The sequence below is a fragment of the Oerskovia gallyi genome (genome assembly GCF_014836745.1).
Lineage (GTDB): Bacteria > Actinomycetota > Actinomycetes > Actinomycetales > Cellulomonadaceae > Oerskovia > Oerskovia paurometabola.
Genome location: NZ_JACSQE010000003.1, coordinates 50,073 through 74,249, shown reverse-complemented (window position 1 = coordinate 74,249; position 24,177 = coordinate 50,073). Strand labels below are relative to the sequence as shown.

Below are 24,177 nucleotides of genomic sequence, written 5' to 3'. Positions count from 1 at the left end.
GGCCAGGGAGACCTGGCCGGACGGCCCTTCGGCGTTCTCGGGGGGACGTCCACGTCAACCCGTGAACGAGATGGCAGATTGTCGGCATCTGTCCGTTCCGTGGACGGGTCTTCCCAGGCGGGTGAAGTCTGTGCTTAGGTCTACCTCAGTGAGGAAAGGTTTACCTAACCCACTTAACTAACCTGCTCGATACGCCCGGCTCTGGGGGGACCATGGGACTGCCGACGATCGCCGCCTACGACGGCCCGGCACCGCACGAGTACCCGAGCAACCGTGTGGCGTGGCAGGTCGACCCTGCCCGCGCGGTGCTCCTCGTGCACGACATGCAGCAGTACTTCGTGAACGCGTTCGACCCGGCGTCGCCCGTCCTGCGGGACGCCGTCCGCAACATCTCGCGCCTCGCCACGACGGCGCGCGAGCTCGGCGTACCGGTCGTCCTGACCGCCCAGCCGCCCGCGCAGCGCCCCGCCGACCGCGGCCTGCTCACCGACTTCTGGGGACCCGGCATCCCGGACGACGGCTCGGCCGTCGTGATCGACGAGCTCGCCCCGCAGCCGGGGGACACCGTGCTGACCAAGTGGCGCTACGACGCGTTCGTCCGCACGGGCCTGCGCGACCTCCTGCGCGAGCAGGGGCGCGACCAGCTCGTCGTGACGGGCGTCTACGCCCACATCGGCTGCCTCGTCACGGCGTGCGACGCGTTCATGCACGACGTCCAGCCCTTCCTCGTCGGTGACGCCGTCGCGGACTTCTCGCTCGCCCACCACCGCCAGGCCCTCGCCTGGGCGGCGGACCGGTGCGCCGTCGTCGGGACGACGGACGACGTGCTGACCCACCTCGGGGCGCGCGTCCCCGCGGCGGCGGGGGCATGAGCGCTCGCGTCGCCCTCGTGACCGGCGCCGCGGGCGGCATCGGGGCCGCGGTCGTGCAGGCGCTCGCGGCACAGGGGTACGTGGTCGTCGCGGGAGACCTCGACGGCACGGTCCCGACGGCGCCGCTCGGGAAGGCAGCGGCCGGTCACGTCGTCCCGGTGCGCCTCGACGTGACCGACGAGGCGGACGTCGTGCGCCTCGTCGCCCGGGTCGAGGCCGAGATCGGTCCGCTCGAGGTGCTCGTGAACGCCGCGGGCGTCCTGAGTCCCGGTGTCGTGACCGAGTCCTCGCTCGCGGACTGGGAGCGCATGCTCGCGGTCAACGCGACAGGCGTCTACCTCGTCTCTCGCGAGGTCGCGCGATGTCTGTCCTCCCGTCGGCGGGGCGCGATCGTCACGGTCGCGTCGAACGCCGCGGGCGTCCCGCGCGTCGGGATGGCGGCGTACGCGGCCTCGAAGGCCGCGGCGTCGAGCCTGACCCGGTCGCTCGGTCTCGAGCTCGCGCCCTACGGGGTGCGCTGCAACGTGGTCTCGCCGGGCTCGACCCGCACGCCCATGCTCGCGGCGCTCGCCGGGTCGGGAGGCCCGGACGACCTGCGGGTCCTCGACGAGTCGGCCGAGGCGCGGGTCGTGGCCGGGGTGCCGGAGGACTTCCGGCTCGGCATCCCGCTGGGCCGCCTCGCCGAGGCCCGCGACGTGGCCGACGCGGTCGCCTTCCTCGCTTCCGACGCGGCCCGGCACATCACGGTGCACGAGCTCGTGGTCGACGGCGGCGCCACGCTCCGCTGACGGCGGGCACCCCCACCCTCCCCCCGCACGACCTCTCGCCCGTCCTCCTGCGGACGACCGCGCAGGCTCACGCACCCCATCGACACCGAGGACGCCTCATGACCGGCTTCACCGTGCTCGACGACCCGGCAGGTTCCGCGGTCGCGCTCGACCCGGCGCACGCGCGCCGCCACCACGTCTCGACCGCCTCGACCCGCAGCTCCCTGCCCGACGACGGCGGTCCCCTCGGGCACGCCGAGTTCCGGCTCGCGTCGCCCGACGTGGGCCTCGTCGCGCACGGTGTGCGCGACCGTCTCGACGTGCGGTCGTGGGACGGCCCGACCGTCGCGGCCGCGGCACGGGACCTCCTCGCGCGGGCGGCCTCCGCCCGCTGGGCCGGAGAGCCCGCCCCTGTCCTCGTGGGCACCATCCCGTTCGACTCCTCGCGTCCCGCGCACCTCGTCGTCCCGGCGCATCAGTCGTGGCAGTCACGGCAGCCCGCCGGGGGCGGAGGAAGCGCCCACGGCACCGAGGGCGAGCACGGCACCCCCGCGACCCGACCCGTGCCCGCGCTGCTCGGACGGGACGACGCGGTCTTCCGTGCCGCCGTCGGGCGGGCGGTGGCCCGGCTCGAGGACGGCGTCGCCGAGAAGGTCGTCCTGGCGCGCACCCTCGACGTGTCCGCGCAGGGGCCGCTCGACCGTGGCGCGGTGCGGGCGGCGATGCGGCGCGCGAACCCGGACGCGTACGTGTTCGACGTCGAGCTGCCGGGCGACCAGGGGCACCTGGTCGGGGCGAGCCCCGAGCTCCTGGTCTCGGTACGCGACGGCGTGCTGCACAGCCACCCGCTCGCGGGGTCGGCGCCGCGCTCTGCCGACCCCGCGGAGGACCGTGCGACGGCCCAGCGGCTCCTGACCTCGGAGAAGGACCTGCGCGAGCACGCGTTCGTGACCGACGCGATCCGCGACGTGCTGCGCGGGTTCGTCGCCCACGAGGACGACCTGGACGTGCCGGCGACCCCGGAGCTCGTCGCGACGTCGCACCTGTGGCACCTCGGCACGCCTGTCACGGCGCGGCTGGAGCCGGGGGTCTCGGTGCTCGACGTCGTCTACGCGCTGCACCCCACGCCCGCGGTCTGCGGGCACCCGCAGGCCGCCGCGCGCGAGCTCATCGGCTCGCTCGAACCGTTCGACCGCGGCTTCTACACGGGCCTCGTCGGCTGGGCGGACCAGGCCGGGAACGGCGAGTGGGCGATCGTGCTGCGCTGCGGTGTGGTGCGCGGCGCGGACGTGCGGCTGTTCGCGGGGGCGGGCGTCGTCGTCGGGTCCACGCCCGAGGGCGAGCACGCCGAGACCGCCGTGAAGTTCTCGACGCTGCTGTCCGCGCTGGGGAGCGTGTCGTGACGGCCGCCCCACGGGTGCGTCCCGCGCCCCACGTGCTCGACGGCGCCGTCCCCTACCCGGCCGAGACCGCCGACCGCTACCGTGCGGCCGGGTTCTGGACCGACCAGACGCTCGGCTCGCTCGTGCGCGACGCCGCGACCGCACGGCCCGACGCGACCGCGCTCGTCGACGCGGCCCGCAGCCTGACCTACGCGGACCTGGACCGCGCGGCCGACGACCTCGCGCACGGCTTCGCGGCCCTCGGGCTGCGCAGGGGAGACCGTGTCGTCGTGCAGCTCCCGAGCGCGAGCGAGCTGGTCGAGGTGCTGGTCGCGCTCGGCCGGTCGGGCGTCGTGCCGGTCCTCGCGCTGCCCGCGCACCGGCGCACCGAGGTCGAGTACTTCGCGGCGCACACGGGCGCCGTCGCGCTCGTGACGAGCGGTGTCGAGGCGGGCTTCGACCACGCGGCCCTCGCACGCGAGGTCGCCGGGGCCGTGGCCTCGGTGCGGCACGTCGTGGTCGTGGGGGTCGCTCCGGCAGGTCCCGACGGGCGGCCGGACCCGTCCGGCGCGTTCTCCGCGCATGCGCTCGACGACCTGCGCCGATCGGACCTGACCACGGTCCGTGGGCCCTTCGAGGACGCCGCGCACCCGTCCGACGTCGTGCTCCTGCAGCTCTCGGGTGGGACCACCGGCACGCCCAAGCTCATCCCGCGCACCCACGCCGACTACCTGTACTCGGTGCGCGAGAGCGCACGGATCTGCGGCCTGGGCCCCGGCTCCACCTACCTCGCGACGCTGCCGGTCGCGCACAACTACGCCCTGACGTCTCCCGGCGTGCTCGGGGTCCTGCACGCGGGCGGGACCGTGGTCCTGTCCCCGCACGGCGCCCCGGACACGGCGTTCGCGCTCGTCGAGCGGCACCGCGTCACGCACGTGGCCCTCGTGCCGCCGCTCGCACACGTCTGGGCCGCCTCGCCGCTCGTCGCCACGCACGACCTCTCCTCGCTCCAGGTCCTCCAGGTCGGGGGAGCCAAGCTCGGGACGAGTGCCGCCGAACGGCTGCTCGCGGTCTTCGGGGACACGCTCCAGCAGGTCTTCGGCATGGCCGAGGGGCTCGTCTGCTACACCCGGGCGGGCGATGCGCGTGAGGTCGTCGTCAGGACCCAGGGGCGCCCGATCTCGCCCGCCGACGAGGTCCGGGTCGTGGACGACCACGACGAGCCGGTCGCCGACGGGCAGCCGGGGCACCTGCTGACCCGCGGTCCCTACACGATCCGCGGCTACTACCGAGCGCCCGAGCACGACGCCCGCTCGTTCACGGCCGACGGCTTCTACCGCACGGGCGACCTCGTGACGCGCGACGCCGACGGCTACCTCACGGTCGTCGGGCGCGCCAAGGAGCAGATCAACCGCGGGGGAGAGAAGGTCGCCCCCGCCGAGGTCGAGAACCACCTGCGCGCGCACCCCGACGTGCTCGACGTGAGCGTCGTCGGCGAGCCCGACGAGTACCTGGGCGAGCGTGCGGTCGCGCGCGTCGTGGTGCGCCCCGGGGCGGTCGCGCCGACCGGCCCCGTGCTGCGCAGGTTCCTGCGCGAGCGCGGCATCGCTGCCTACAAGATCCCCGACCGGTTCGAGTCCGTCGAGGCGCTCGCCACCACCGCGGTCGGCAAGGTCGACCGTGCCCACCCGGCCCCCGCTCCCGCGGCCGCCGGCACCGAACCCCGCACCCAGCCGTGGAGCCCGCGATGAGCAACCCGTCCCGCACGCAGGACCCCCGCCGCCCCGGGCACGACGTCGACGTCGACCTCCTGGGACTCGGCTTCGGGCCGTCCAACATGGCGCTCGCGATCGCGATCGAGGAGCACAACGCGAGCGTCCGTGCACCGCTGCGCGCGGTCTTCCACGAGCGCCAGGCCACGTCGCGCTGGCACCACGGGATGCTCTTCGAGGACGCCCACATGCAGGTCGCGTTCGCCAAGGACCTCGTGACGCTGCGCAACCCCACGAGCGACTACTCGTTCCTCGCGTTCCTGCACGAGCAGGGCCGCCTCGTCGACTTCCTCAACCGGGGCAGCTTCGCGCCGTTGCGCGTCGAGTTCGCGGCGTACCTGCGCTGGGCAGCGGCCCGCCTGGCGGGGTTCACGCGCTACGGCTCGTCGGTCGAGTCCGTGACGCCCGTGCGCGACGGCGGGCGGGTCGTCGCGTTCGACGTCACGGTCGCGGGCGAGCACGGCCAGAGCAGGACCAGGGCCCGCGACGTCGTCGTGGCCGCGGGCCTGCAGCCCCGTCTCCCGGCGGGCGTCGTCGAGTCCGGTCGGGTCTGGCACAACCAGCGCTACCTCGACCGCATCGCGCTCGTCGACCACGACGTGCGGCGCGCCGTGGTCGTGGGCGCGGGGCAGAGCGCGGCCGAGATCATGCTCGACCTCTACGACCGGTTCCCCGGCGCCGAGGTCCGCTCGGTGGCGCGCCGCTACGGCTTCTCGCCCTCGGACTCGACGCCCTACGCCAACTCGGTGTTCGACCCGGGCACGGTCGACGTCTTCTACGACGCCCCGCCCGCCGGGCGCGCGCAGCTCATGGCGCACCACCGCAACACCAACTACTCGGTCGTCGCCGAGGACACCATCCGCGCGCTGCACGAGCACGAGTACCGCGACCAGTGGCTCGGCCGGGAGCGCCTGCACTGGCACCGGTGCGCCGAGGTGCTCGACGTGCGGGACGCATCGGACGGCCCGGTGGCCCTGACGCTCGCCGAGAACCTCACGGGGACGACGACCGTCCTCGACGCGGACCTGGTCGTGCTCGCCACGGGCTACCGCCCCCTGGACCCGGCGACCCTGCTCGGCGGCACGACCGACCTGCTCGGTCGCGACGCCGACGGGGCCCTGGACCTGCACCGCGACCACCGTGCACGGCTCACCGAGCCCGCTGACGCCGGGCTCTACCTCGTGGGGCAGTCCGAGCACTCGCACGGTCTCAGCTCGACCCTGCTGTCCACGCTGGGCGTCCGCGCCGGAGAGGTGCTCGCGTCGGTCCTGGCCCGCCGAGCTGCGCCCGCCGTCCGTCCCGACGCGGTGGGCGTCCGATGAGCCTCACGACGAGGGACCTGCGCGTCGGCTACAGCAAGCGCGACGTGCTCCAGGGCGTCGACCTCGAGATCCTCCAGGGCGAGCTCACGGTCGTCGTCGGGCCCAACGGCTGCGGCAAGTCGACCCTGCTGCTGTCCCTCGCCCGCATCCTGCGCCCCACGGCCGGGACCGTCGAGCTCGACGGGCAGGTCGTGACGTCGATGCCCCCGCGCGAGGTCGCCAGGCGGCTCGCTTTCCTGCCGCAGTCGCCGATCGGCCCCGACGGCATCCGGGTGCGCGACCTCGTGGCCCGCGGCCGCCACCCGCACCAGGGCTTCCTGCGCGCGCTGTCCGCCGAGGACCACCGGGTGATCGACGAGGTGCTCCTCGCGACCGACACGCTCGACCTGTCGACCCGGCGCGTGAGCGAGCTGTCGGGCGGGCAGCGTCAGCGCGTGTGGATCGCCATGGCCCTCGCCCAGGAGACCTCGCTGCTGCTGCTCGACGAGCCCACGACGTTCCTCGACATCGCGCACCAGATCGACGTCCTCGACACGTGCGCGCGCCTGCACGACGAGGGCCGCACGGTCGTCGCGGTCCTGCACGACCTCAACCTCGCCGTCCGGTACGCGACCCAGCTCGTCCTCATGAAGGACGGCGCGGTCGTGGCCCAGGGACGCCCCGCGGAGGTCCTGGACGCCGACGTCGTCCGGCACGTGTTCGGGATCCGCGCCCACGTCATGACCGACCTCGAGGGCTGGCCGCTCGTGGTCCCCGTCCGCTCCGACGTCCTGGCCAGGCGTCCGCCCGCGCGCACCGGCGCGCTCCGCGCCACCGGAGGAACCGCATGACGCACCCGACCCCGACACCCATCACGCGCGAGCAGGCCCTCGCGGACGTCGTCGACGTCCTGGGCGCGGGCGGCTCGGCCGCCCACGAGATCGGGCTCGACGACGACCTGACCGACCACGGGCTGGACTCGGTGCGGCTCATGGCCCTGCTCGAGCGCTGGCGCGCCGCGGGGCGGCCCGTCGAGTTCGCCCAGGTCGCGGTCGAGCCCACGCTGCGCGGCTGCCTGCGCGCGCTGGGCGTCGCCGCCTGAGGCGGGCCGCCCACCCTGCCCCCGCACCACGTCCGCACCACGGACGAACACCGCACGACCCCGCCAGACCCATCCCAAGGAGAACCCCAGCATGTCCAGCACCCGAACCCTCACCACCGCGCGTGGCACCCGGACCTCCCGCGCCACCGCCTGGCTGCTCGTCCCGGCCCTCGCCGCGGTCCTCGCCGTGGGCGGGTGCGCGGGCGGCACGTCGGTGGCCGACGAGCCGCCCGGGTCCTCGGCCGAGGCCGGCACCCGCACGGTCGAGACCGCGTTCGGGAAGGTCGACGTCCCCGCGGACCCGCAGCGCGTCGTCGCGCTCGAGGGCGGCACGGGGCCGCTCCTCGAGGCGGGCATCGTGCCCGTCGCGACCGCGGACGGCGACTACGCCGACTCGTACCTGCCCGAGGAGTTCGAGCAGGTCGCGGACCTGCCGATCGTCATGGGCGCGGACGGCTGGGACTACGAGAAGATCGCTTCGCTGAGGCCCGACCTCATCGTCGGGTTCGTGCGCGGCGGCAAGGAGGAAGAGCTCAGCGCCGAGAAGAAGGCCGACTTCGACAAGCTCTCCCAGATCGCCCCGACGGTCCTCATCCGTGCGACGGGCTCGGCGACCGTCAAGGACGCGTCGGTCGAGATCGCGTCGGCGCTCGGTGCCGGTAAGGAGGCCGAGGCGACCAAGGCCGAGTACGAGGCCCGCGTCGCGGAGATCAAGGAGACCTACGGCGACGTCATCGCCGCCAACACGTTCGCGGGGCTCGACTCGTTCGAGGAGATCACGGTCTACTCGCAGATCTCGTGGATCGGCGGCATCCTCACCGACATCGGTGCGCCGCTGCCGGAGGTCGTGGCCGAGGAGAAGACCGAGAACGGCGCGTTCCTGTCCTACGAGCAGCTCGGCCAGGTCGCGGACGCGACCGTCGTGCTGACCGAGCAGACGGTCGACGGCCAGCCCGGACCCGGCGCCGAGGAGCTCGCGGCCGCCTCGACCTACCAGTCGCTGCCGGCAGTGACCGCAGGGCACGCGTACGGCATCCGCTACTTCTTCGCGGACCGCTACAGCCTGGCGCTCGACGTCCTCGACCAGCTCGAGGTCGTGCTCAAGGACCTCCAGGGCTGATGACGACGTCCTCCGCCCCCGACCTCGCGCCCCTCGACGTGGCCCCCGCCGTGCTCGCCGTGCCCGCAGGCCTTCCGCTCACGACCGCGCAGCTCGGCGTGATCGGCGCGCAGCTCGTGCGTCCCGACACGTCCGCGTTCGCGGTGGGTGAGGTCGTCGAGATCACGGGCGAGCTCGACACGGGTGTGCTGGCCCTCGCGGTCGAGCTGGTGGTCGGGGAGACGGAGGCGTTGCGGACGGCGTTCGTGGTGTCCGACGACGTCGCGCAGGTCGTCCATCCGGCCGGCGGGCCAGCGCTCACGAGCGCGCGCGCGGACGCCGCGACGGGGGGCCTGCGGGTCCTGGACCTGTCGGGGGTGCCCGGCGCCCGGGAGCGCGCGGCCGCTCTCGTCGAGGCCGACCGCGCGCAGCCCTTCGCGCTCGACGTGCCGGCCCTGGCCCGCCAGGCGATCGTGCGCCTCGACGCCACGACCGTGTGGTGGTCCCTCGTGGTGCACCACGCGATCCTCGACGCGTACGGGATCACGCTCGTCGTGCGCCGCGTCGCGGAGGTCTTCACCGCGCTCACGTCGGGGCGTGAGGTGGGCCCGAGCCCGTTCGGGAAGGTCGCGGACGTCGTGGCCGAGGAGGCCCGGTACGCGGCGTCCCCCGAGCGGGAGCGGGACAGGGAGCACTGGGCCTCCCGGGTGGCTGACCTCGACGGCGGGCCGGGCAGCCTCAGCGAGGGGCCCGTGGGCACGGTCGGTCCGGACCCCGTCCCGGCCGACGCCGTGGTCCGCGTCGCGCACGACGCGGGCTGCGCCGTCGGGCCGCTCGAGGAGGTCGCCGCGCGCTCCGGTGCCGGCTGGCCCGACGTCGTCGCGGCCACCTTCGCGGTGCACCTCGCCCTCGTCGCGGGGCGCCGCCGCGTGGCCGTCGCGATGCCCGCGATGAACCGCATGCGGTCGGTCGCGGCGGTCGTGCCGACCATGCGCGTCAACGTCCTGCCGGTCGTGGTCGACGTCGCGCCCGGGCAGCGCGTCGACGAGCTCGTGACGCAGGTGCGCGACCGCGTGGGCGAGCTGCGCCGCCACGGGCGCTACCCCGCCGAGCAGATCGCGCGCGACGCGGGCTCGGCCGTGACCGCGGCAGAGCTCAACGTCAAGCTCTTCGACCACGACCTGCGCTTCGGGGCCGCCGTCGGCCGCCTGCGCAACGTGGCCGAGGGACCGGTCGACGACCTCGCGGTCTCGGTCCTGCGCGTCCCCGGGCCGGACGGCGACGAGCTGCGCCTGGCGGGCACCGCGCCCGCCCGGCTCTTCACCGCGCCCGACGTCGCCGCGCGCCTGCGCGAGCTGGCCCATCTCCTGGAGAGCGTGGGGCGGGCCGCGCCCGGCGCGCGCGTGGGGGCCCTCGGCCTCGCGCCCGCGGCGGACGAGGACGCGATCGTGACCGGCTCGACCGGCCCCGCACTGCCCGGGGACCCGCCGCCGACCGCCGGCGCGCTGTTCGACCAGGCCGTGGCCGCACGCGGCGACGCCGTGGCGCTCGTCGCGCGCGAGACCTCGACGTTCAGCGCGCTCGACGAGGCCGTCGCGCACCTCGCCGGACGCCTGGTCGCCGCCGGCGCCCGCTCCGACACGCTCGTCGCGATCGACCTGCCGCGCGGCACCGACTACGTCGTGACGCTGCTCGCGCTGCACCGCTGCGGGGCCGCCGCACTGCTGCTCGACGACCGGAACCCGCCCGCGCGACGCCTCGCCCTCGTCGACCGGCACGAGGCGCGGATCGTCGTCGCCGACGTCACGGCCGCCGCCCCGTCCCTCCACGGCGGCGACGGCTCCCTGTGGACGGGGCGCGTCGTCGTCGGGCCGCGCGGGGACGCGTCCGCCCACGGGGCCGCGCCGCTGTGGCACGCGCTCGACGTGCCCCGCGACGCGCTCGCCTACGTCCTGCACACCTCCGGCTCCACGGGCGAGCCCAAGGCTGTCGGGATCAGTCACGGCGCGCTCGCGCAGTTCCTCGCCCACCACCAGGAGCACGTCGTGCCGCGTGCGGGACGTCGCCCGGCCCCGGCGCAGCGCGTCGCGCAGACCATGCCGCTCGTGTTCGACGGCTCGTGGGACACCCTGCTCACGCTGCTGCTGGGGCACGAGCTGCACCTGCTCGACGTCGAGCAGTACCGCGACCCCGGGACCCTCGTGGACCTCGTCGTCGAGCGCGGCATCCACCGCATCGACCTCACGCCCACCGTCATGTCGGCCGTCGTCGAGGCCGGCCTGTTCGAGCGCGACCACGTGCTGCGGACCGTGTCCGTGGGCGGCGAAGCCTGCCCGCCCGCGCTGTGGACCACGCTGCGCGCGCAGCCGGGCCTCGACGTCCTCAACCTCTACGGACCCACCGAGTACACGGTCGACGCCGTAGGCGCGACGGGTGACGACGCGGACCGGCCCGTGATCGGGCGCCCGCTCAGCGCCACGGCCGCCCTGGTGCTCGACCAGCACCTGCGCCCCGTGCCCGACGGCGTGGTCGGCGAGCTCTACCTCGCCGGCCCCCAGCTCGCGCGCGGCTACCTGCACCGCCCCGACCTCACGGCCGAACGGTTCGTCGCGAACCCCTTCGGGGCGCCCGGGACGCGCATGTACCGGACGGGCGACCTCGCGCGCCGCGACGACGACGGCCTGCTGCACTACGTCGGCCGACGCGACCACCAGGTCAAGATCCGTGGGTTCCGCGTCGAGCCCGGCGAGACCGAGGCCGCGCTGCTCGCGCTGCCCGGCGTCGCTCAGGCGACCGTGCAGGCGCGCAGGTCCACGCTCGGGGCGCGCCTGGTCGCGTACGTCGTGGCCCCTGGGCTGGCAGGGGACGCGCTGCGCGCGGCGCTCGCGGACGCGCTGCCCGAGCACCTGGTGCCGTCGGTGGTCGTGGTGCTCGACGCGCTGCCGCTGACGACCAACGGCAAGCTCGACGTCGCGGCCCTCCCCGAGCCCGCGACTCTCCCGCCGAGGGCGACGGACCCGCCCGCCGACGGTGACGGGAGCCCCCGCCGAGGGCGACCGGACCTCCCGCCGAGGGCGACCGACGTGTCCCTCGCGTTCGCCTCGGCCCTCGACAGCGGCCCCGTCCCGCCCGACGCCGACTTCTTCGCGCTCGGCGGCGACAGCATCCGCGCGATCCACGTCGTGGCACGCCTGCGCGACCAGGGGTGGCGGTCGAGCGTGCAGGACGTGTTCGAGCAGCGCACCGTCGCGGGCGTCGCGGCCCGGCTGCGGCCCCTCGAACCGGTCGCGCCGCCCCCCGCCCAGCCCGCACGGACGGTGCACGCCGCGAGCGCCACCCCCTCGGACGCGGCAGCCCCGCTCCTCGACCTCGCACCCGGCGACCTCGACCGCCTCGGCGCACTCCTCGGCGACCGCCGACGCACACGGAAGGCACGACCATGAGCTCGACCGAGGCCATCGAGGCCGTCTGGCCCCTCACCGCGCTGCAGCGTGCGCTGACCGCGCACGCGGGGCTCACCGACGGGACGGACCCGTACGTGGGTCAGACCCTCGTCGAGCTGCGGGGCCCGCTCGACGGCCCCGCCCTCGAACGCAGCCTCGACGCGCTCCTCGTGGCCCACCCGAACCTGCGCGCGGGCTTCGCGGTCGACGACGACCTGGACCCGGTCCAGTTCGTCCCCAGCCAGGCCACGGCCGAGGTCGTCTGGTACGACGCGGACGTCCCGGGCTCCGCCGGGGCCGGCGCGGCGGGCGGTGCCGGTGCGGCTCGCGGAGCCGACCGGGCCTTGCAGGACGCGACACGTGCCGCGGCCGCGTCCGAGCGGTCGCTGCCGTTCGACCCGGCCGACCCGCCGCTCGTGCGGTTCGGGGTCGTGGTGCTGGGTGCCGCGCACCACGTGCTGGTCGTCACGAGCCACCACCTGGTGCTCGACGGCTGGTCCATGCCGTTGCTCGTGCGCGAGGTCGCGCGGCTCTACGGGGCCGAGCTCTCCGCCGAGGGCGACGCCCTCGCCCCCGCCCGAGGCCGGTTCGTCGACCACCTCGTGTGGTTGGGACGGCAGGACGCCGAGGCAGCACGTGCCCACTGGCGCGATGCCCTCGCCGACGTGGAACCCTCCGGGTGGCCCGTGGCCGCCGCGTGGACGACGACGGACCGAACCCCCGTGGACGCGTCCACGACCCACCGGACCCTCGACCCGACCACCGTCGAGGCGATCCGCGGGGGAGCCCGCGCCCAGGGGGTCACCTCGGCCACGCTCGTGCGCACCGCCTGGGGCCTGACCGTCGCGGCCCACGCCGGGTCGACCTGCGCGACCTTCGCCGTCCCGGTCGCCCTGCGCAGCCCCGAGGTCGCGCACGCCGACGAGATCGTCGGGATGCTCACCGAGTCGGTCGTGGCCCGGGTCGACGCCGACGCCGCCGCGACCCTCGGTGAGGCCGTCGCCGACCACGCCTGCCGGTGGAACGCCTCGTGGGACCACCAGCACGTCGGGCTGCGCGGCATCCAGACGGCGGCCGGGACCGAGACGCCCGTCGCGACGACGCTCGTGTCGTTCGAGCAGGCGCCCGGCGCAGGAGTGGTCGCGCCGACGGTCGTCGGCCTCGCCCCCGTGCACCTGCGCGTGCTCGCGACCCACGACGCCACCCACTTCCCCCTCGCGCTCGCGGTCGACGCCGGACCCGACACGTGGGACCTCGCGCTCGACGCGCACACGGCCGCCTTCACGACGTCGGCCGCCGACGCTCTCCTCGCGACGTTCGAGCGGATCCTGCTCGCGATCGCCACGAACCCGGGGGCACGGGTCGCGAGCCTCGACCTGGTCCCGCGGCGTGCCGACGCCGCGGGCACGGCGGGGACGGCCCCCGCGTCGGCCCGCCGCCCCGCCCTCGTGACCGAGGTCCTCGCCGGCTCGATCGCCCGTCACCCGGACGCGGGCGCGCTCGTCGTCGGGGACCGACGGTGGACGTTCGCCGAGCTCGACCTGGCGGTCACGCGCGCCGAGCGTCGCCTCACGGCGTGCGGGGCCCGGCCGGGCGACGCGCTCGCGATCGACCTGCCGCGCGACGAACGGATCGTGCACGTGATCCTCGCGGCCCTCCGCCGCGGCCTGGCCGTGACCCCCTTGCCGCACGGGGCCCCCGAGCGCCGGGCGCACGTCCTGCGGATCAGCGGCGCACGGCTCCTGTGGGACGAGGCCGGCCCGCGCCCCCTCGACGCCGCGCACGTTCCCGTGCCCGCCCGCAGCGCGGCGGACGTAGCCGGGGCGAGCGCCGCCGTCGGGCCCGAGCTGCCGCCCGCCCCCGACGACGCCACCCTGCGCGCGTGCGTCGGCAGCATCATCTTCACGTCGGGCTCGACGGGCGAGCCCAAGGGGGTGGCCGTGGGGCAGGACGCGCTCGCGCACCTGCTCGAGCGGCACCGCACCGAGCTCTACCCGCCGGGCGAGCGCCTGCGCATCGCGCACACCGCGGCGTTCTCGTTCGACGCGCACTACGACGCGTTCCTCGCGCTCGCCGCGGGGCACGAGCTGCACGTGCTCGACGAGGACGTGTTCCTCGACCCGGTCGCGCTGCGCGACTACGCGACCGAGCACGGACTCGACTACCTCGACCTCACGCCGACGGTCTGGGGTGCGCTGCTCGCGGGCGCCGAGTGGGCGCGCCTGCCGAGGATCTGCGTCGTGGGCGGCGAGGCGTTCGGACCGGCGCTGTGGACGCGGATGCGCGCGCTCGCGGCGCCCACGGGCGCGCGCGTCGTCAACCTGTACGGGCCGACCGAGGCGACCGTCGACGCCCTCGCGGCGGACGTCGCGGACACGGTCGAGCCGGTCGTCGGGCGGCCCGTGGGACGCACGCAGGCCGTGGTGCTCGACGCCGCGCTGCGCGAGGTCCCCGCAGGCACCGTGGGCGAGCTGTATCTCGCGGGGCCGCAGCTCGCCGAGGCGTACCTGGGGCGCGCCGGGCTGACCGCGAGCCGCTTCGTCGCCCGTCCCGGCGGGGACCCGGGGGAGCGCATGTACCGCACGGGCGACCTCGCGCGCCGCGCCGAGGACGGCACCCTGAGCCTGCTGGGGCGCAACGACGACCAGATCTCGCTGCACGGGTTCCGGATCGAGCCGGGCGAGGTGGAGCAGGCGCTCGTCGCGCTCGAGGGTGTGGCGGAGGCCGCGGTCGTGCTCGCCGAGCACCCGCGCTGGGGTGCTCGGCTGGTGGCGTACGTGACGGGAGCCGGGCTCGACCCGGACGTTCTGCGGGCCGCGGCGGCCGAGCGTCTCGCGCGGCACCTCGTCCCGACCGCGTTCGTCGTGCTCGACGCCCTTCCGCTGACGCGTCACGGCAAGCTCGACCGCCGTGCGCTGCCCGCGCCCGACTGGCACGGGTCGCGGACGTCCGGTGGTGGGACCGGCGGCCCCGCGCCCGCCGGGCGCCCCGCTGCCGAGCCGACGCCCCTGGAGGCCCAGGTCCACGCGGCCGCCGCGCGCGTCCTGGGCGGGGACGGTGTGGGCCTCGACGAGAGCTTCTTCGCCGCGGGCGGCGACAGCATCGACGCGCTCCAGCTCGTCGCCGCGCTGCGCCGCGAGCGGCTCGTCCTCTCGCCCGCGGACCTGTTCGCGGCGCGCACGCCGCGCGAGATGGCGCGGCGCGTCCGGCCCGACGACGCCGCGAGCGCGGGAGGGTCCGTCGCCTCGGGCGCCGGTGCGGGTGCGGGTGCGGGTGGCGCCGCCGACGTGCTCGTGGCACTGACCCGCGTGCAGTCGGCCGCGTTCGACGAGCACGTGCGCGCGGGGGTACCGGGCGCGACGCGCGTCGTCGACGTGCTGCCCCTGACCCCGACCCAGCTCGGCATGGTCGCCGAAGGCGCGCGCGACGCGGCCGACGCCTACCGCACCACGACCCGGTTCACCGTGACCGGGCTCGGCGACGACGGGACCGCGCGGGTCGCGGACGCCGTGCAGGCGCTCGTGCGCCGCCACCCGAACCTGCGCGGCGGGGTGCTCCAGCTCGACCTGCCCGCGCCGGTGTTCTTCGTGCCCGACGTCGTCGTGGTGCCGGTCTCCGCGCGCGACGCGCGGGGGCTCGACCGTGCGGCGCTGGCCGCACTGCTCGACGAGGTGGACCTGACCGAGCGTTCGCGGCTGGGCGACCTGTCGTCGGCACCGCTCGTGTCGGGCGCGGTCGTGCGGACGGGCGAGGACGTGCACGTGCTCGTCCTCGCGATGCACCACCTGCTGACCGACGGCTGGTCGGTGCCGCTCCTGGCGGCCGATCTGCGGAAGGCTCTCACGGCGGACGCTGCGTCGGACGCTGCGTCGGACGGGACGGCGGCCGCCCGGGCGGGCCGTGCGGAGACGGGCGAGCCGACCTTCCGTGACTACCTGGCGTGGCTGCGCGACGCGGAGTCCACCCGTGCTGAGGTCGAGGCCCTGTGGCGGGCGGAGCTCGACGGGTTCGAGGAGCCGTCGCTGCTGGGTGTGCTGCCCGCCCCCGCGCCGACGGCGACTGTCTCGCCCGCCGACGGTGACGCACGCGTCGTCACGACGCTCCCCACGGGAGGCGAAGGACTCCGGGAGGCTGCTCGTCGCGCCGAGGTCACGCCCGCGACCGTCGTCCAGACGGCATGGGGCCTCGTCGTCGCAGCACTGACGGGGCGGTCCGAGGCCGTCGTGGGCTCGACGGTCGCCGGACGCCCGACCGCCCTGGACGGAGCGGACCGCATCATCGGGATGTTCGTGAGCTCGTCGCCCGTCCGTGTCCCGGCGGGGACGCACCTCACCGCCGACGCGCTGCTCCAGGACGTCCAGGCGCGTCAGGCTCGGCTGCTCGACGCCCATCACGTGGGCCTGCCGTCGATCGCGCGGATCGCCGGTCATGCGCTGTTCGACTCCCTCGTGGTCGTCGAGAGCTACCCGCGCGGGACCGCTGCGGTCACCGTCGGCGGGCAAGGGCGTCACCCTCGGCCCGTCGACCGGCCCGTCGACGTCGTCCCCACCGGTGGTCACGACGCGACGCACTACCCCGTGACCGTCACGGTCCTGCCCTCCGCGGACGGTGGTCTCGCGATCGAGATCGAGGAGCGTCCCGGCACGCTCGACCCGGCCGTGAGCGCCGTCCTTCCGGCAGCGCTCACCGCAGCGGTCGAGCACCTGGCCCGCGGCGGCACCCTCCCGAGCGCCCACGCCCTCGTCGGCGAGGTGCGGGTCCCGCGGCCGGCCCCCGCCGAGGCCCGCGCCGGGTCGCGTCCCGCGCCCCGGGCCGAGCCCCGCACCGACGCCCAGGGGGCCGCGAGCGCGCGGGTGAGCACCGCCGTCGGGCCGGGCGACCCCCTGGCGGACGAGCGCACCGAGCGTGTCCGTGCCGAGATCGCCCGCGTCCTGGGCCTCGACGTCGGACCGGCGACCGACTTCTTCGCCGCGGGCGGCGACAGCATCAGCGCGATGCAGCTCGTCGGGGCGCTGCGTGGTCGGGGGCTGGTCGTGACGGTCGGGGCGGTCTTCGCGGGCCGCGACGCGGCGGGGATCGCTGGCGCAGCGACCGAGGTCGCACCCGCGCCCGCGCGACCGACGGCCCGCACCGCAGCGGTCACCGAGTCGGGCGACCTGCCTCTCACCCCCGCGCTCGCGTGGCTCCTGGAGACCGGGGGCGATCACGGCGGGCTCGTCCAGGTGCGTGTCCTGCGGACTCCTCCAGACCTCACCGAGGGCGTGCTGCGGGCGGCGCTCGCGGCCCTGGTGGAGGCCCACGGCGCACTGCGACTCGTGGTGCACGACGGCGCCGCGCACGTCCTCGACGCGGCCGCGCCTACCGTCGTGGCCGGGACGGGCGACGTGCTGCGCGTGACCGACGACGGGCTCGACGAGGCGCTGCGCGGCGCAGCGGCCGAGATCGACCCGGCGACGGGCCGCGTGCTCCGCGCGGTCTGGGACCGGGGGGCGCGCGAGCTCGCGCTCGTGGCGCACCACGTCGCGGTCGACGCGGTGTCGTGGCGCATCCTCGTGGACGACCTGCGGACGCTCGCGGCGTGCGGCGTCCTTCCTCCCTCGTCGGCGAGCCTGCGCGCCGCGGCGACGGCCATGCACCACGAGGCCGCGGACCGTGCGGGCGAGCTGCCCGCGTGGGTCGACGTGCACTCGGGCGAGGCCGTCTCGCTGACGGCTCGACCGCTCGACCGGGCGCGCGACACGGTGTCCAGCGCTCGTGAGGTCGTCGTGCGTCTCGGTGCGGACGACACCCGGCTCCTGCTCGGCCTGGCCCCCGAGCACCGTACGGACCACGTGCTGCTCGCGGCGCTGTCGCTCGCGGCGGCGGACGTGTCGGCTGTCGACGCGGCAGCCGCCGACGCGGCGGCGGGTTCGGCGCGAGGCGGCCGGGACCTCGTGGTCGAGACCGAGGGGCACGGGCGACGCCTCGACGGCGAGGGCCCGGACCTGTCGCGCACGCTCGGCTGGTTCACGACGACCTGGCCGCTGCGCCTGCACGCCGCGCCGGGCGTCACGCCGACCGCGCACCTGCGGGCCACGGCCCGTCAGGCCGCGGCGATCCCGGGAGACGGGCGGGCGTACGGCCTGCTGCGACACCTGGCGCCGGGCACGTCGGCGGCGTTGCGCGACGCGGCGGCGGCCTGCCCGCCGCAGGTCCTCGTGAACTACCTGGGGCGTGAGACGGAGAGCGCCGACGACTGGGGCGGTGCGGCCGACGCCGCGCACGTCGAGTCCGCGCTCGACCTGCACGCCGACCTGCCGCTGTCGCACCCGGTAGAGCTCAACGCGTACGTGGCCGACGGCGCTGACGGGCCCGAGCTCGTGGCGCGCTGGCTCCTGGCCCCCGCGGTGTCCGGGCGCGGTGCGGCGTCACCGTCGGCGGGCACGCCGGTCACCGTCGGCGAGAGCGCAGGCCCGGTGGGCGAGGTGCTGGTCGAGGCGTGGCTCGGGCGGCTGCGCGGGCTCGTCCGCGGTGCCGCCACCGAGGCCGACCCCGCAGAGGGCGCGGCGACGACGCTCCCGACGGGGGCTCCCTGGCCGCTCACGCCCGTGCAGCGCGGCATGGTCCTGCACGCCCTCGATGCACCGGTCGACCGGTACACGAGCGCGATCGACGTGGGCCTCGACGGCCCGCTCGACGTCGCCGCGCTGCGCGTCGCCGCGGCCGACGTCCTCGCGGCCCACCCGCAGCTCCGCCTCGCGGTCGCGGCCCGCGGCCCGCAGGACGTGGGCCTGGTCGTCACGGACGTCACCGAGGTCCCGCTGCGCGAGGTCACGCTGCCCGACGACGTCGCTCACCCCGACGCCGTGCGCCGCGCGCTCGACGAGATCGTGGCCGACGAGCTCGACCGGCCCTTCGACCTCGCGCGCCCGCCGCTGCTGCGGCTCGTCGTCGTCCGGGTCGGTTCCCACGAGGGTGCCCGGCACCGGCTCGTCGTGACCAACCACCACGTGCTGCTCGACGGCTGGTCGGTGCCGTTCCTCGTCGACCTCCTGCTGGGGGCGTACGTGCGGCGCGTCGGTGCACCCGCGGGAGCGACGCCGTCGGGCAGCGGACCGACGACGCGCCCGACCGGGCTCGTCCCGCCCACGCCGAGCACCGCGTGGCAGCTCTCGCGGCGCCTCGCGCGGCGCGACGCCGGCGCGGTCGCGGTGTGGCGAGACGCCCTCGCCGGGGCACGGCCCGTCCGGGTGGCCGAGCCCGAGGACACGGGCGAGCGGCCGGCCGTGCTGCACGCGGCCCCCGAGGGCCTGGGCGCGCGGCTCGTCGCCGCCGCACGCGCCGCGCAGGTCACGACGGCCGACGTCGTGACCTCGGCCTGGGGGCTCGTGCTCGCGGCCCTCACGGGGGAGCGCGACGTCCTCACGGGGACGACCGTCGCCGGGCGGCCCGCGGAGATCGAGGGCGCGCACGAGGTGCTCGGGATGTTCGTCAACACGGTGCCCGTGCGGATCGCGGTCGGGGGGCCGGAGGACAGCACGACCGGGACCCTCGCGGACCTGGTCCGCTCGGTCCACGAGCGGCAGGCGCGCCTGCGCGACGTCGACCACGTCGCGCTCGCGGACGTGCAGCGCGCGCTCGCGGTCGGCGAGCTGTTCGACACGCTGCTCGTGGTCGAGAACTACCCGCGCGACGCCGACGCCCAGCCGGGCGCCGGGGTCGGGCTGCGGATCACCGACGTCCAGGGCGACGACCGCACGCAGTACCCGCTCGCGCTGACCGTCGACGCGTCCGAGGGGCTGGTCGTGCAGCTCGACCACCTGGCGTCGGTGCCCGCCGAGCGGGCGGGCGCGGCGCTCGCGGCCGTCGTCGAGGTGCTCGGGCTGCTGGCCGACGCCCCGTCGACGCCGGTCGAGGACGTGCTGGCCGGGCTCGCGGAGCGGTACCCGGCGTTGCGCGAGCGCGCGTCGGCGGGGCCGCTCGGGGCCGGGGGCTGCACGGTGGACACGCCGGAGGGCGCGCCCGTCGCCCCACCGGTCCTCGTCGTGCGCGAGATCTTCGCCGAGGCCCTGGGCGTGCGGCGGGTGGCCGACGACGACAACTTCTTCGCGCTGGGCGGCGACTCGATCGTCGCGATGAAGGTCACGACGATGCTCCGCGCGCGGGGCTGGACGGTCGACCCGCGGTCGGTGTTCGCGGCGCCGACCCCGGCCGCGCTCGCGCTGCGGGCCCGCCCCGCCGCCGTCCCCACCGCCGACGTGTCAGGACCAGCGAGCCCTCGGGACCTCGCTGGTCCTGACGGCTCCCCGCACGTCTCCCCGCTCCTCGCGCTGTCCGCGGGCGAGCTCGGCGACCTCGACGACCTGATGAGGAACCTGACATGACCACGACCGACGAGCGCACGGCCTCCGCTCCCACGATCGCCGAGGTGCTGCCCCTGGCCCCGCTCCAGGAGGGCCTGCTCTTCCACGCCGTCTCGGAGGACACGGGCCTCGACGTCTACACGATGCAGTCGACGTACCGGTTCCCGGGCGGTGTCGACGAGCACGCGATGCGGCGCGCGTGCGAGTCGCTGCTGCGGCGCCACGCGGTCCTGCGAGCGGGCTTCGCGCACGAGCGCTTTGCGCGCCCGGTGCAGTTCGTGCCGACCGCGGTCACGGTCCCGTGGCGTGTCCAGGACCTCTCCGACCTCGGGGTCGCCGCGCGCGCCGACGCCCTCGACCGGCTCCAGTACGACGAGCGCCAGCGCCGCTTCACGATGGACCGCCCGCCGCTCGTCCGCTTCGTGCTCGTGCGGCTCGGCGAGCAGGGGGCCGCGCTCGTCGTGACGAACCATCACATCCTGCTCGACGGCTGGTCCGACGCGCTGCTCGTGACCGAGCTCCTGCGGCACTACGCCGCGGGCGGTGAGGACACGAGCCTGCCGCCCGCCCCGCAGTTCCGCGACTACCTCGCGTGGGTCGCGGCGCAGGACGACGACGCGGCGGCGGGCGCGTGGGACGTCTCGTTGTCGGGCCTCGCGGAGGGGACGCTCGTCGCGCCGCCGGACCCGCGCCGTCGGGCGTCGATGCCCGACGTCGTCGAACGGGACCTCGACCCGACCCTCTCCCTCGCCGTGCTCGCCCTCGCGCGCACGTGCGCGGTGTCGGTCAGCACGGTCTACTCGGCCGCGTGGGCGCTCGCGCTGCGCTCGGTCACGGGGCGCGACGACATCGTGTTCGGCAGCACCGTCTCGGGTCGCCCGCCTGCGCTCGCGGGGGTCGAGGACATGGTCGGGCTGTTCCTCAACACCGTGCCCGTGCGCCTCGCGACGCGCCCCGGCGAGCCGTTCCGCGACCTGGTGCGCCGCTTCCAGTCCGAGCAGGCCGAGCTCATGGACCACCACCACGTGAGCCTGGGCGAGCTCCAGCGCCGGGCGGGCGTCGGGACGCTGTTCGACACGCTCTACGTCATGCGCAACACGCCCGAGGACGACGCCGAGCTCGACCGCCTCAGCGCGTCCGTGGGCCTCGAGGACGTCGAGGGCGGCGACGCCACGCACTACCCGCTGACGTTCGTGGTGCACCCCGGGCAGCCGTACCGGCTGATCCTGTCGCACCGTTCCGACGTCGTGGACGCCACCCGGGCGAGCGCCCTGCTCGACCAGGTCGAGGCGGTCCTGCGCCGCGCGGTGGGGGAGCCGGGCTCACCGGTCGCCCGGGTCGCCGCGGTGCCCGACGACGTCGCGCCCCTCCTCCTGTCACGCGGGGTCCGCGCAGCGCAGGACGTGGGCGACGACTCGCTCCTCGACCTGCTCGACCGGGCCGTCGCGGCCCACCCGCGGCGCACCGCGCTGGTCCACGGCACCGACTCGGTGACGTTCGCCGCTCTGGGGTCGCGAGTCGACGTGCTCGCGCGCGCCCTGGTCGCGGCCGGTACCGGGCCGGAGGACGTCGTGGCGCTCGCGGTGCCGCGCGGGATCGACTTCGTCGTCGCGCTCTTCGCGACGCTGCGGGCCGGGGCGGCGTACGTGCCGCTCGACGCCGCGCACCCGGCCGAGAGGCTGTGCGCGATCGTCGAGGCGGCCGGTGCCCGCGCCGTGGTGCTGGACGAGTCGTTCGGTGGGCTCGTGGGGCCGGCGCTCGCGGGCCGCGCGGTCGTGCCGACGGTGACGCACACGTCCCCCGAGGGTGACGCGACCCCGGCCCGCGGTGACGACCCGTGGCCCGCCTACCGCCACGACCGCCTCGCGTACGTCATGTACACGTCCGGCTCGACGGGAGCGCCCAAGGGGGTGGCGATCGAGCACGGCGGGCTGGTCAACATGCTGCGCAACCACCGGGCGGAGATCTTCGAGCCGCTCGTCGCCTCCCGCCCGGCCGCGCTCCGCGAAGAGCCGGTCCGGGTCGCGCACACGGTGTCGTTCGCGTTCGACATGTCGTGGGAGGAGCTGCTGTGGCTCGTCGACGGCCACGAGGTGCACCTGCTCGACGAGGCCGTGCGACGCGACCCGCACGCCATGGCGACGTACTGCGCCGCGGAGCGGATCGACGTCGTCAACGTGACGCCCTCGGTGTGCTCGGCGCTCCTCGCGGAGGGGCTGCTCGACGAGGGTCGGTACCGCCCGAGCCTCGTGCTGCTGGGAGGCGAGGCGGTGGGCGCGGAGGTGTGGGACGCGATCGTCGCCACCCCGGGGACGCGCGGCTACAACCTGTACGGCCCCACCGAGTACACGATCAACACGCTCGGCGGTGGCACGGACGAGAGCCGGCGCCCGACCGTCGGGCGTCCCATCGCCAACACGTCGGTGTACGTCCTGGACTCGGGGCTCGCGCCCGTGCCGGACGGCACGCCGGGCGAGCTGTACGTGAGCGGGATCGGGCTGGCCCGCGGGTACCACGGGGAACCGGGTCTGAGCGCCGAGCGGTTCGTCGCGGACCCCTTCGGTACGCCGGGCGCGCGCATGTACCGCACGGGCGACGTGGTGCGCCGCAGGCCCGACGGCCAGCTCGACTTCCTGGGCCGCAGCGACGGCCAGGTCAAGATCCGCGGCTACCGCGTCGAGCCGGGGGAGTCGCAGGCCGTGCTGGCACGCGACCCGCGCGTCGCGCAGTGCGCGGTGGTCGCGCGCCGGGGCGCCGGAGGCGGGCACGTCCTCGTGGGCTACGTGGTGCTCGCCGCCGGTGCCGGGACCTCCGCCGGTGACACGATCCTGGCGGACGTCCTGCGGACCGTGCGCCGAACGGTTCCCGACCACCTGGTCCCCTCGGCCCTCGTCCCGCTCGACGAGCTGCCGCTGACGCCGCACGCCAAGCTCGACGTCCGGCGCCTGCCCGCTCCCGAACTCACGCGCGAGGGCGGGCGCGAGCCCCGGACCGACCTCGAGCGCGAGCTGTGCGCGATCTTCGCCGAGGTCCTGGGTGTGACGACCTTCGGCGCCGACGACGACTTCTACGCCGCGGGGGGCCACTCGCTCCTGGCGATGCGTGCGGTCTCGATGGTCCGCACACGACTGGGGCGCCCGCTCAGCGTCGGCGTCCTCGTCACCGCCCCGACGGTCGAGGCGATCGTCGCGCACTGGGACGCCCCGGAGACCGACCCGTTCGCCGGCACGCTCACGCTGCGCGCCCCCTCGCCCGGCAGCGAGGCGGCCCCGCTCTTCTGCCTCGCCCCGGCGGGCGGCCTCGGGTGGTCCTTCGCCTCGCTCGTCCCGCACGTCCCGGCCGGGACGGCGGTGCACGCGCTCCAGTCGCCGCGTCTCGCCGGGCCCGACGGTGCCCCCTCCTCGCTCGTCGACCTCGCCGAGCAGACGGTCCGGGCGGTGCGCGAGGTGGCGCCGCGCGGGCCTTACCACCTGCTCGGCTACTCGTTCGGTGCCCACCTGGCTCACCTCGTGGCGACCCGCCTGCAGGAGGCCGGGGACGTGGTCGAGAGCCTGACGATGCTCGACGCCGAGGCCGTCGGGCCGGGGGTGGGCGGCGCCGTCGGGCCGGACGGGGACCCTCGGCCGGGGAGCTCGTCGCCGTCGGCGGGGGACGCCGAGGTCGACGCCCTGCGGTCGCTGCTCGCCGCGGGCGGCGCCGACCCCGACCTGTTCTCCGCGCCCACGCGAGACGACGTCCTCGACGTCCTGGCCGACGCGCCCGGCGCGTGGGGCGACCTCGACGAGGACGGGCTCGCCGCCGTCGTCGACACGTACCTGTACTCGTGCGACCTCATGGTCCAGGCCCGCTACACGCCGTTCCGCGGAGACCTGCTGCTGTTCACGGCGCAGGAGGGTGCCGACCGCCACGACCTCACGGCCCAGCGCGACGCCTGGGCCCCGCACGTGACCGGCACCGTGACCCAGCACGCGGTCCTCGCGGGCCACCACGACATGGTGTCGCCCGCGGCGATCGGCCAGCTCGGCCCGGTCCTCGCCCGCCACCTCACCCAGGCCCCTGCGGCCACCCGACCCAGCACCGACGAGAGGCACTGACCC

General features: G+C 76.0%; 11 protein-coding genes. All 11 read left to right on the top strand.

Annotation, left to right across the window (positions count from 1 at the left end; translation table 11 throughout):
• Window positions 1-212 precede the first annotated feature (212 nt).
• Window positions 213-872, top strand: coding sequence for an isochorismatase family protein (locus H9640_RS04455; RefSeq protein WP_191789533.1), 660 nt, complete (start codon window positions 213-215; stop codon window positions 870-872).
• Window positions 869-1,660: a 2,3-dihydro-2,3-dihydroxybenzoate dehydrogenase gene (locus H9640_RS04450; protein ID WP_191789532.1), complete on the top strand. Its 792-nt coding sequence runs from the start codon at window positions 869-871 to the stop codon at window positions 1,658-1,660. The genes H9640_RS04455 and H9640_RS04450 overlap by 4 nt, the downstream gene beginning before the upstream one ends.
• 98 nt (window positions 1,661-1,758) lie before the next feature.
• Window positions 1,759-3,042 carry an isochorismate synthase gene (locus H9640_RS04445; protein ID WP_191789531.1) on the top strand — a complete coding sequence of 428 codons (1,284 nt, stop codon included), beginning with the start codon at window positions 1,759-1,761 and terminating at the stop codon, window positions 3,040-3,042.
• Window positions 3,039-4,772: a (2,3-dihydroxybenzoyl)adenylate synthase gene (locus tag H9640_RS04440; RefSeq protein WP_318243640.1), complete on the top strand. Its 1,734-nt coding sequence runs from the start codon at window positions 3,039-3,041 to the stop codon at window positions 4,770-4,772. The genes H9640_RS04445 and H9640_RS04440 overlap by 4 nt, the downstream gene beginning before the upstream one ends.
• Window positions 4,769-6,115, top strand: a complete 1,347-nt coding sequence (locus tag H9640_RS04435; RefSeq protein WP_191789530.1) for a lysine N(6)-hydroxylase/L-ornithine N(5)-oxygenase family protein — start codon at window positions 4,769-4,771, stop codon at window positions 6,113-6,115. The genes H9640_RS04440 and H9640_RS04435 overlap by 4 nt, the downstream gene beginning before the upstream one ends.
• On the top strand, window positions 6,112-6,945 hold the full coding sequence (locus H9640_RS04430; RefSeq protein WP_191789529.1) for an ABC transporter ATP-binding protein: 834 nt from the start codon (window positions 6,112-6,114) through the stop codon (window positions 6,943-6,945). The genes H9640_RS04435 and H9640_RS04430 overlap by 4 nt, the downstream gene beginning before the upstream one ends.
• Window positions 6,942-7,196 carry a phosphopantetheine-binding protein gene (locus tag H9640_RS04425; protein WP_191789528.1) on the top strand — a complete coding sequence of 85 codons (255 nt, stop codon included), beginning with the start codon at window positions 6,942-6,944 and terminating at the stop codon, window positions 7,194-7,196. The genes H9640_RS04430 and H9640_RS04425 overlap by 4 nt, the downstream gene beginning before the upstream one ends.
• A 91-nt stretch (window positions 7,197-7,287) precedes the next feature.
• Window positions 7,288-8,316, top strand: a complete 1,029-nt coding sequence (locus tag H9640_RS04420) for an ABC transporter substrate-binding protein (RefSeq protein ID WP_191789527.1) — start codon at window positions 7,288-7,290, stop codon at window positions 8,314-8,316.
• Complete coding sequence (locus H9640_RS04415; protein WP_191789526.1) at window positions 8,316-11,738, top strand: non-ribosomal peptide synthetase; 3,423 nt, start codon at window positions 8,316-8,318, stop codon at window positions 11,736-11,738. The genes H9640_RS04420 and H9640_RS04415 overlap by 1 nt, the downstream gene beginning before the upstream one ends.
• On the top strand, window positions 11,735-20,101 hold the full coding sequence (locus H9640_RS04410) for a non-ribosomal peptide synthetase (protein WP_191789525.1): 8,367 nt from the start codon (window positions 11,735-11,737) through the stop codon (window positions 20,099-20,101). The genes H9640_RS04415 and H9640_RS04410 overlap by 4 nt, the downstream gene beginning before the upstream one ends.
• Complete coding sequence (locus H9640_RS04405; protein ID WP_191789524.1) at window positions 20,098-24,174, top strand: non-ribosomal peptide synthetase; 4,077 nt, start codon at window positions 20,098-20,100, stop codon at window positions 24,172-24,174. Before H9640_RS04410 ends, H9640_RS04405 begins: the two co-directional genes overlap by 4 nt.
• The last annotated feature ends 3 nt before the right edge of the window (window positions 24,175-24,177 follow it).

What these genes read in the sequence shown, in the direction of transcription:
- H9640_RS04455 (WP_191789533.1), top strand. Translation starts at nt 213, where the DNA reads ATGGGACTGCCGACGATCGCCGCCTACGACGGCCCGGCACCGCACGAG.
- H9640_RS04450 (WP_191789532.1), top strand. Translation starts at nt 869, where the DNA reads ATGAGCGCTCGCGTCGCCCTCGTGACCGGCGCCGCGGGCGGCATCGGG.
- H9640_RS04445 (WP_191789531.1), top strand. Translation starts at nt 1,759, where the DNA reads ATGACCGGCTTCACCGTGCTCGACGACCCGGCAGGTTCCGCGGTCGCG.
- H9640_RS04435 (WP_191789530.1), top strand. Translation starts at nt 4,769, where the DNA reads ATGAGCAACCCGTCCCGCACGCAGGACCCCCGCCGCCCCGGGCACGAC.
- H9640_RS04430 (WP_191789529.1), top strand. Translation starts at nt 6,112, where the DNA reads ATGAGCCTCACGACGAGGGACCTGCGCGTCGGCTACAGCAAGCGCGAC.
- H9640_RS04425 (WP_191789528.1), top strand. Translation starts at nt 6,942, where the DNA reads ATGACGCACCCGACCCCGACACCCATCACGCGCGAGCAGGCCCTCGCG.
- H9640_RS04420 (WP_191789527.1), top strand. Translation starts at nt 7,288, where the DNA reads ATGTCCAGCACCCGAACCCTCACCACCGCGCGTGGCACCCGGACCTCC.
- H9640_RS04415 (WP_191789526.1), top strand. Translation starts at nt 8,316, where the DNA reads ATGACGACGTCCTCCGCCCCCGACCTCGCGCCCCTCGACGTGGCCCCC.
- H9640_RS04410 (WP_191789525.1), top strand. Translation starts at nt 11,735, where the DNA reads ATGAGCTCGACCGAGGCCATCGAGGCCGTCTGGCCCCTCACCGCGCTG.
- H9640_RS04405 (WP_191789524.1), top strand. Translation starts at nt 20,098, where the DNA reads ATGACCACGACCGACGAGCGCACGGCCTCCGCTCCCACGATCGCCGAG.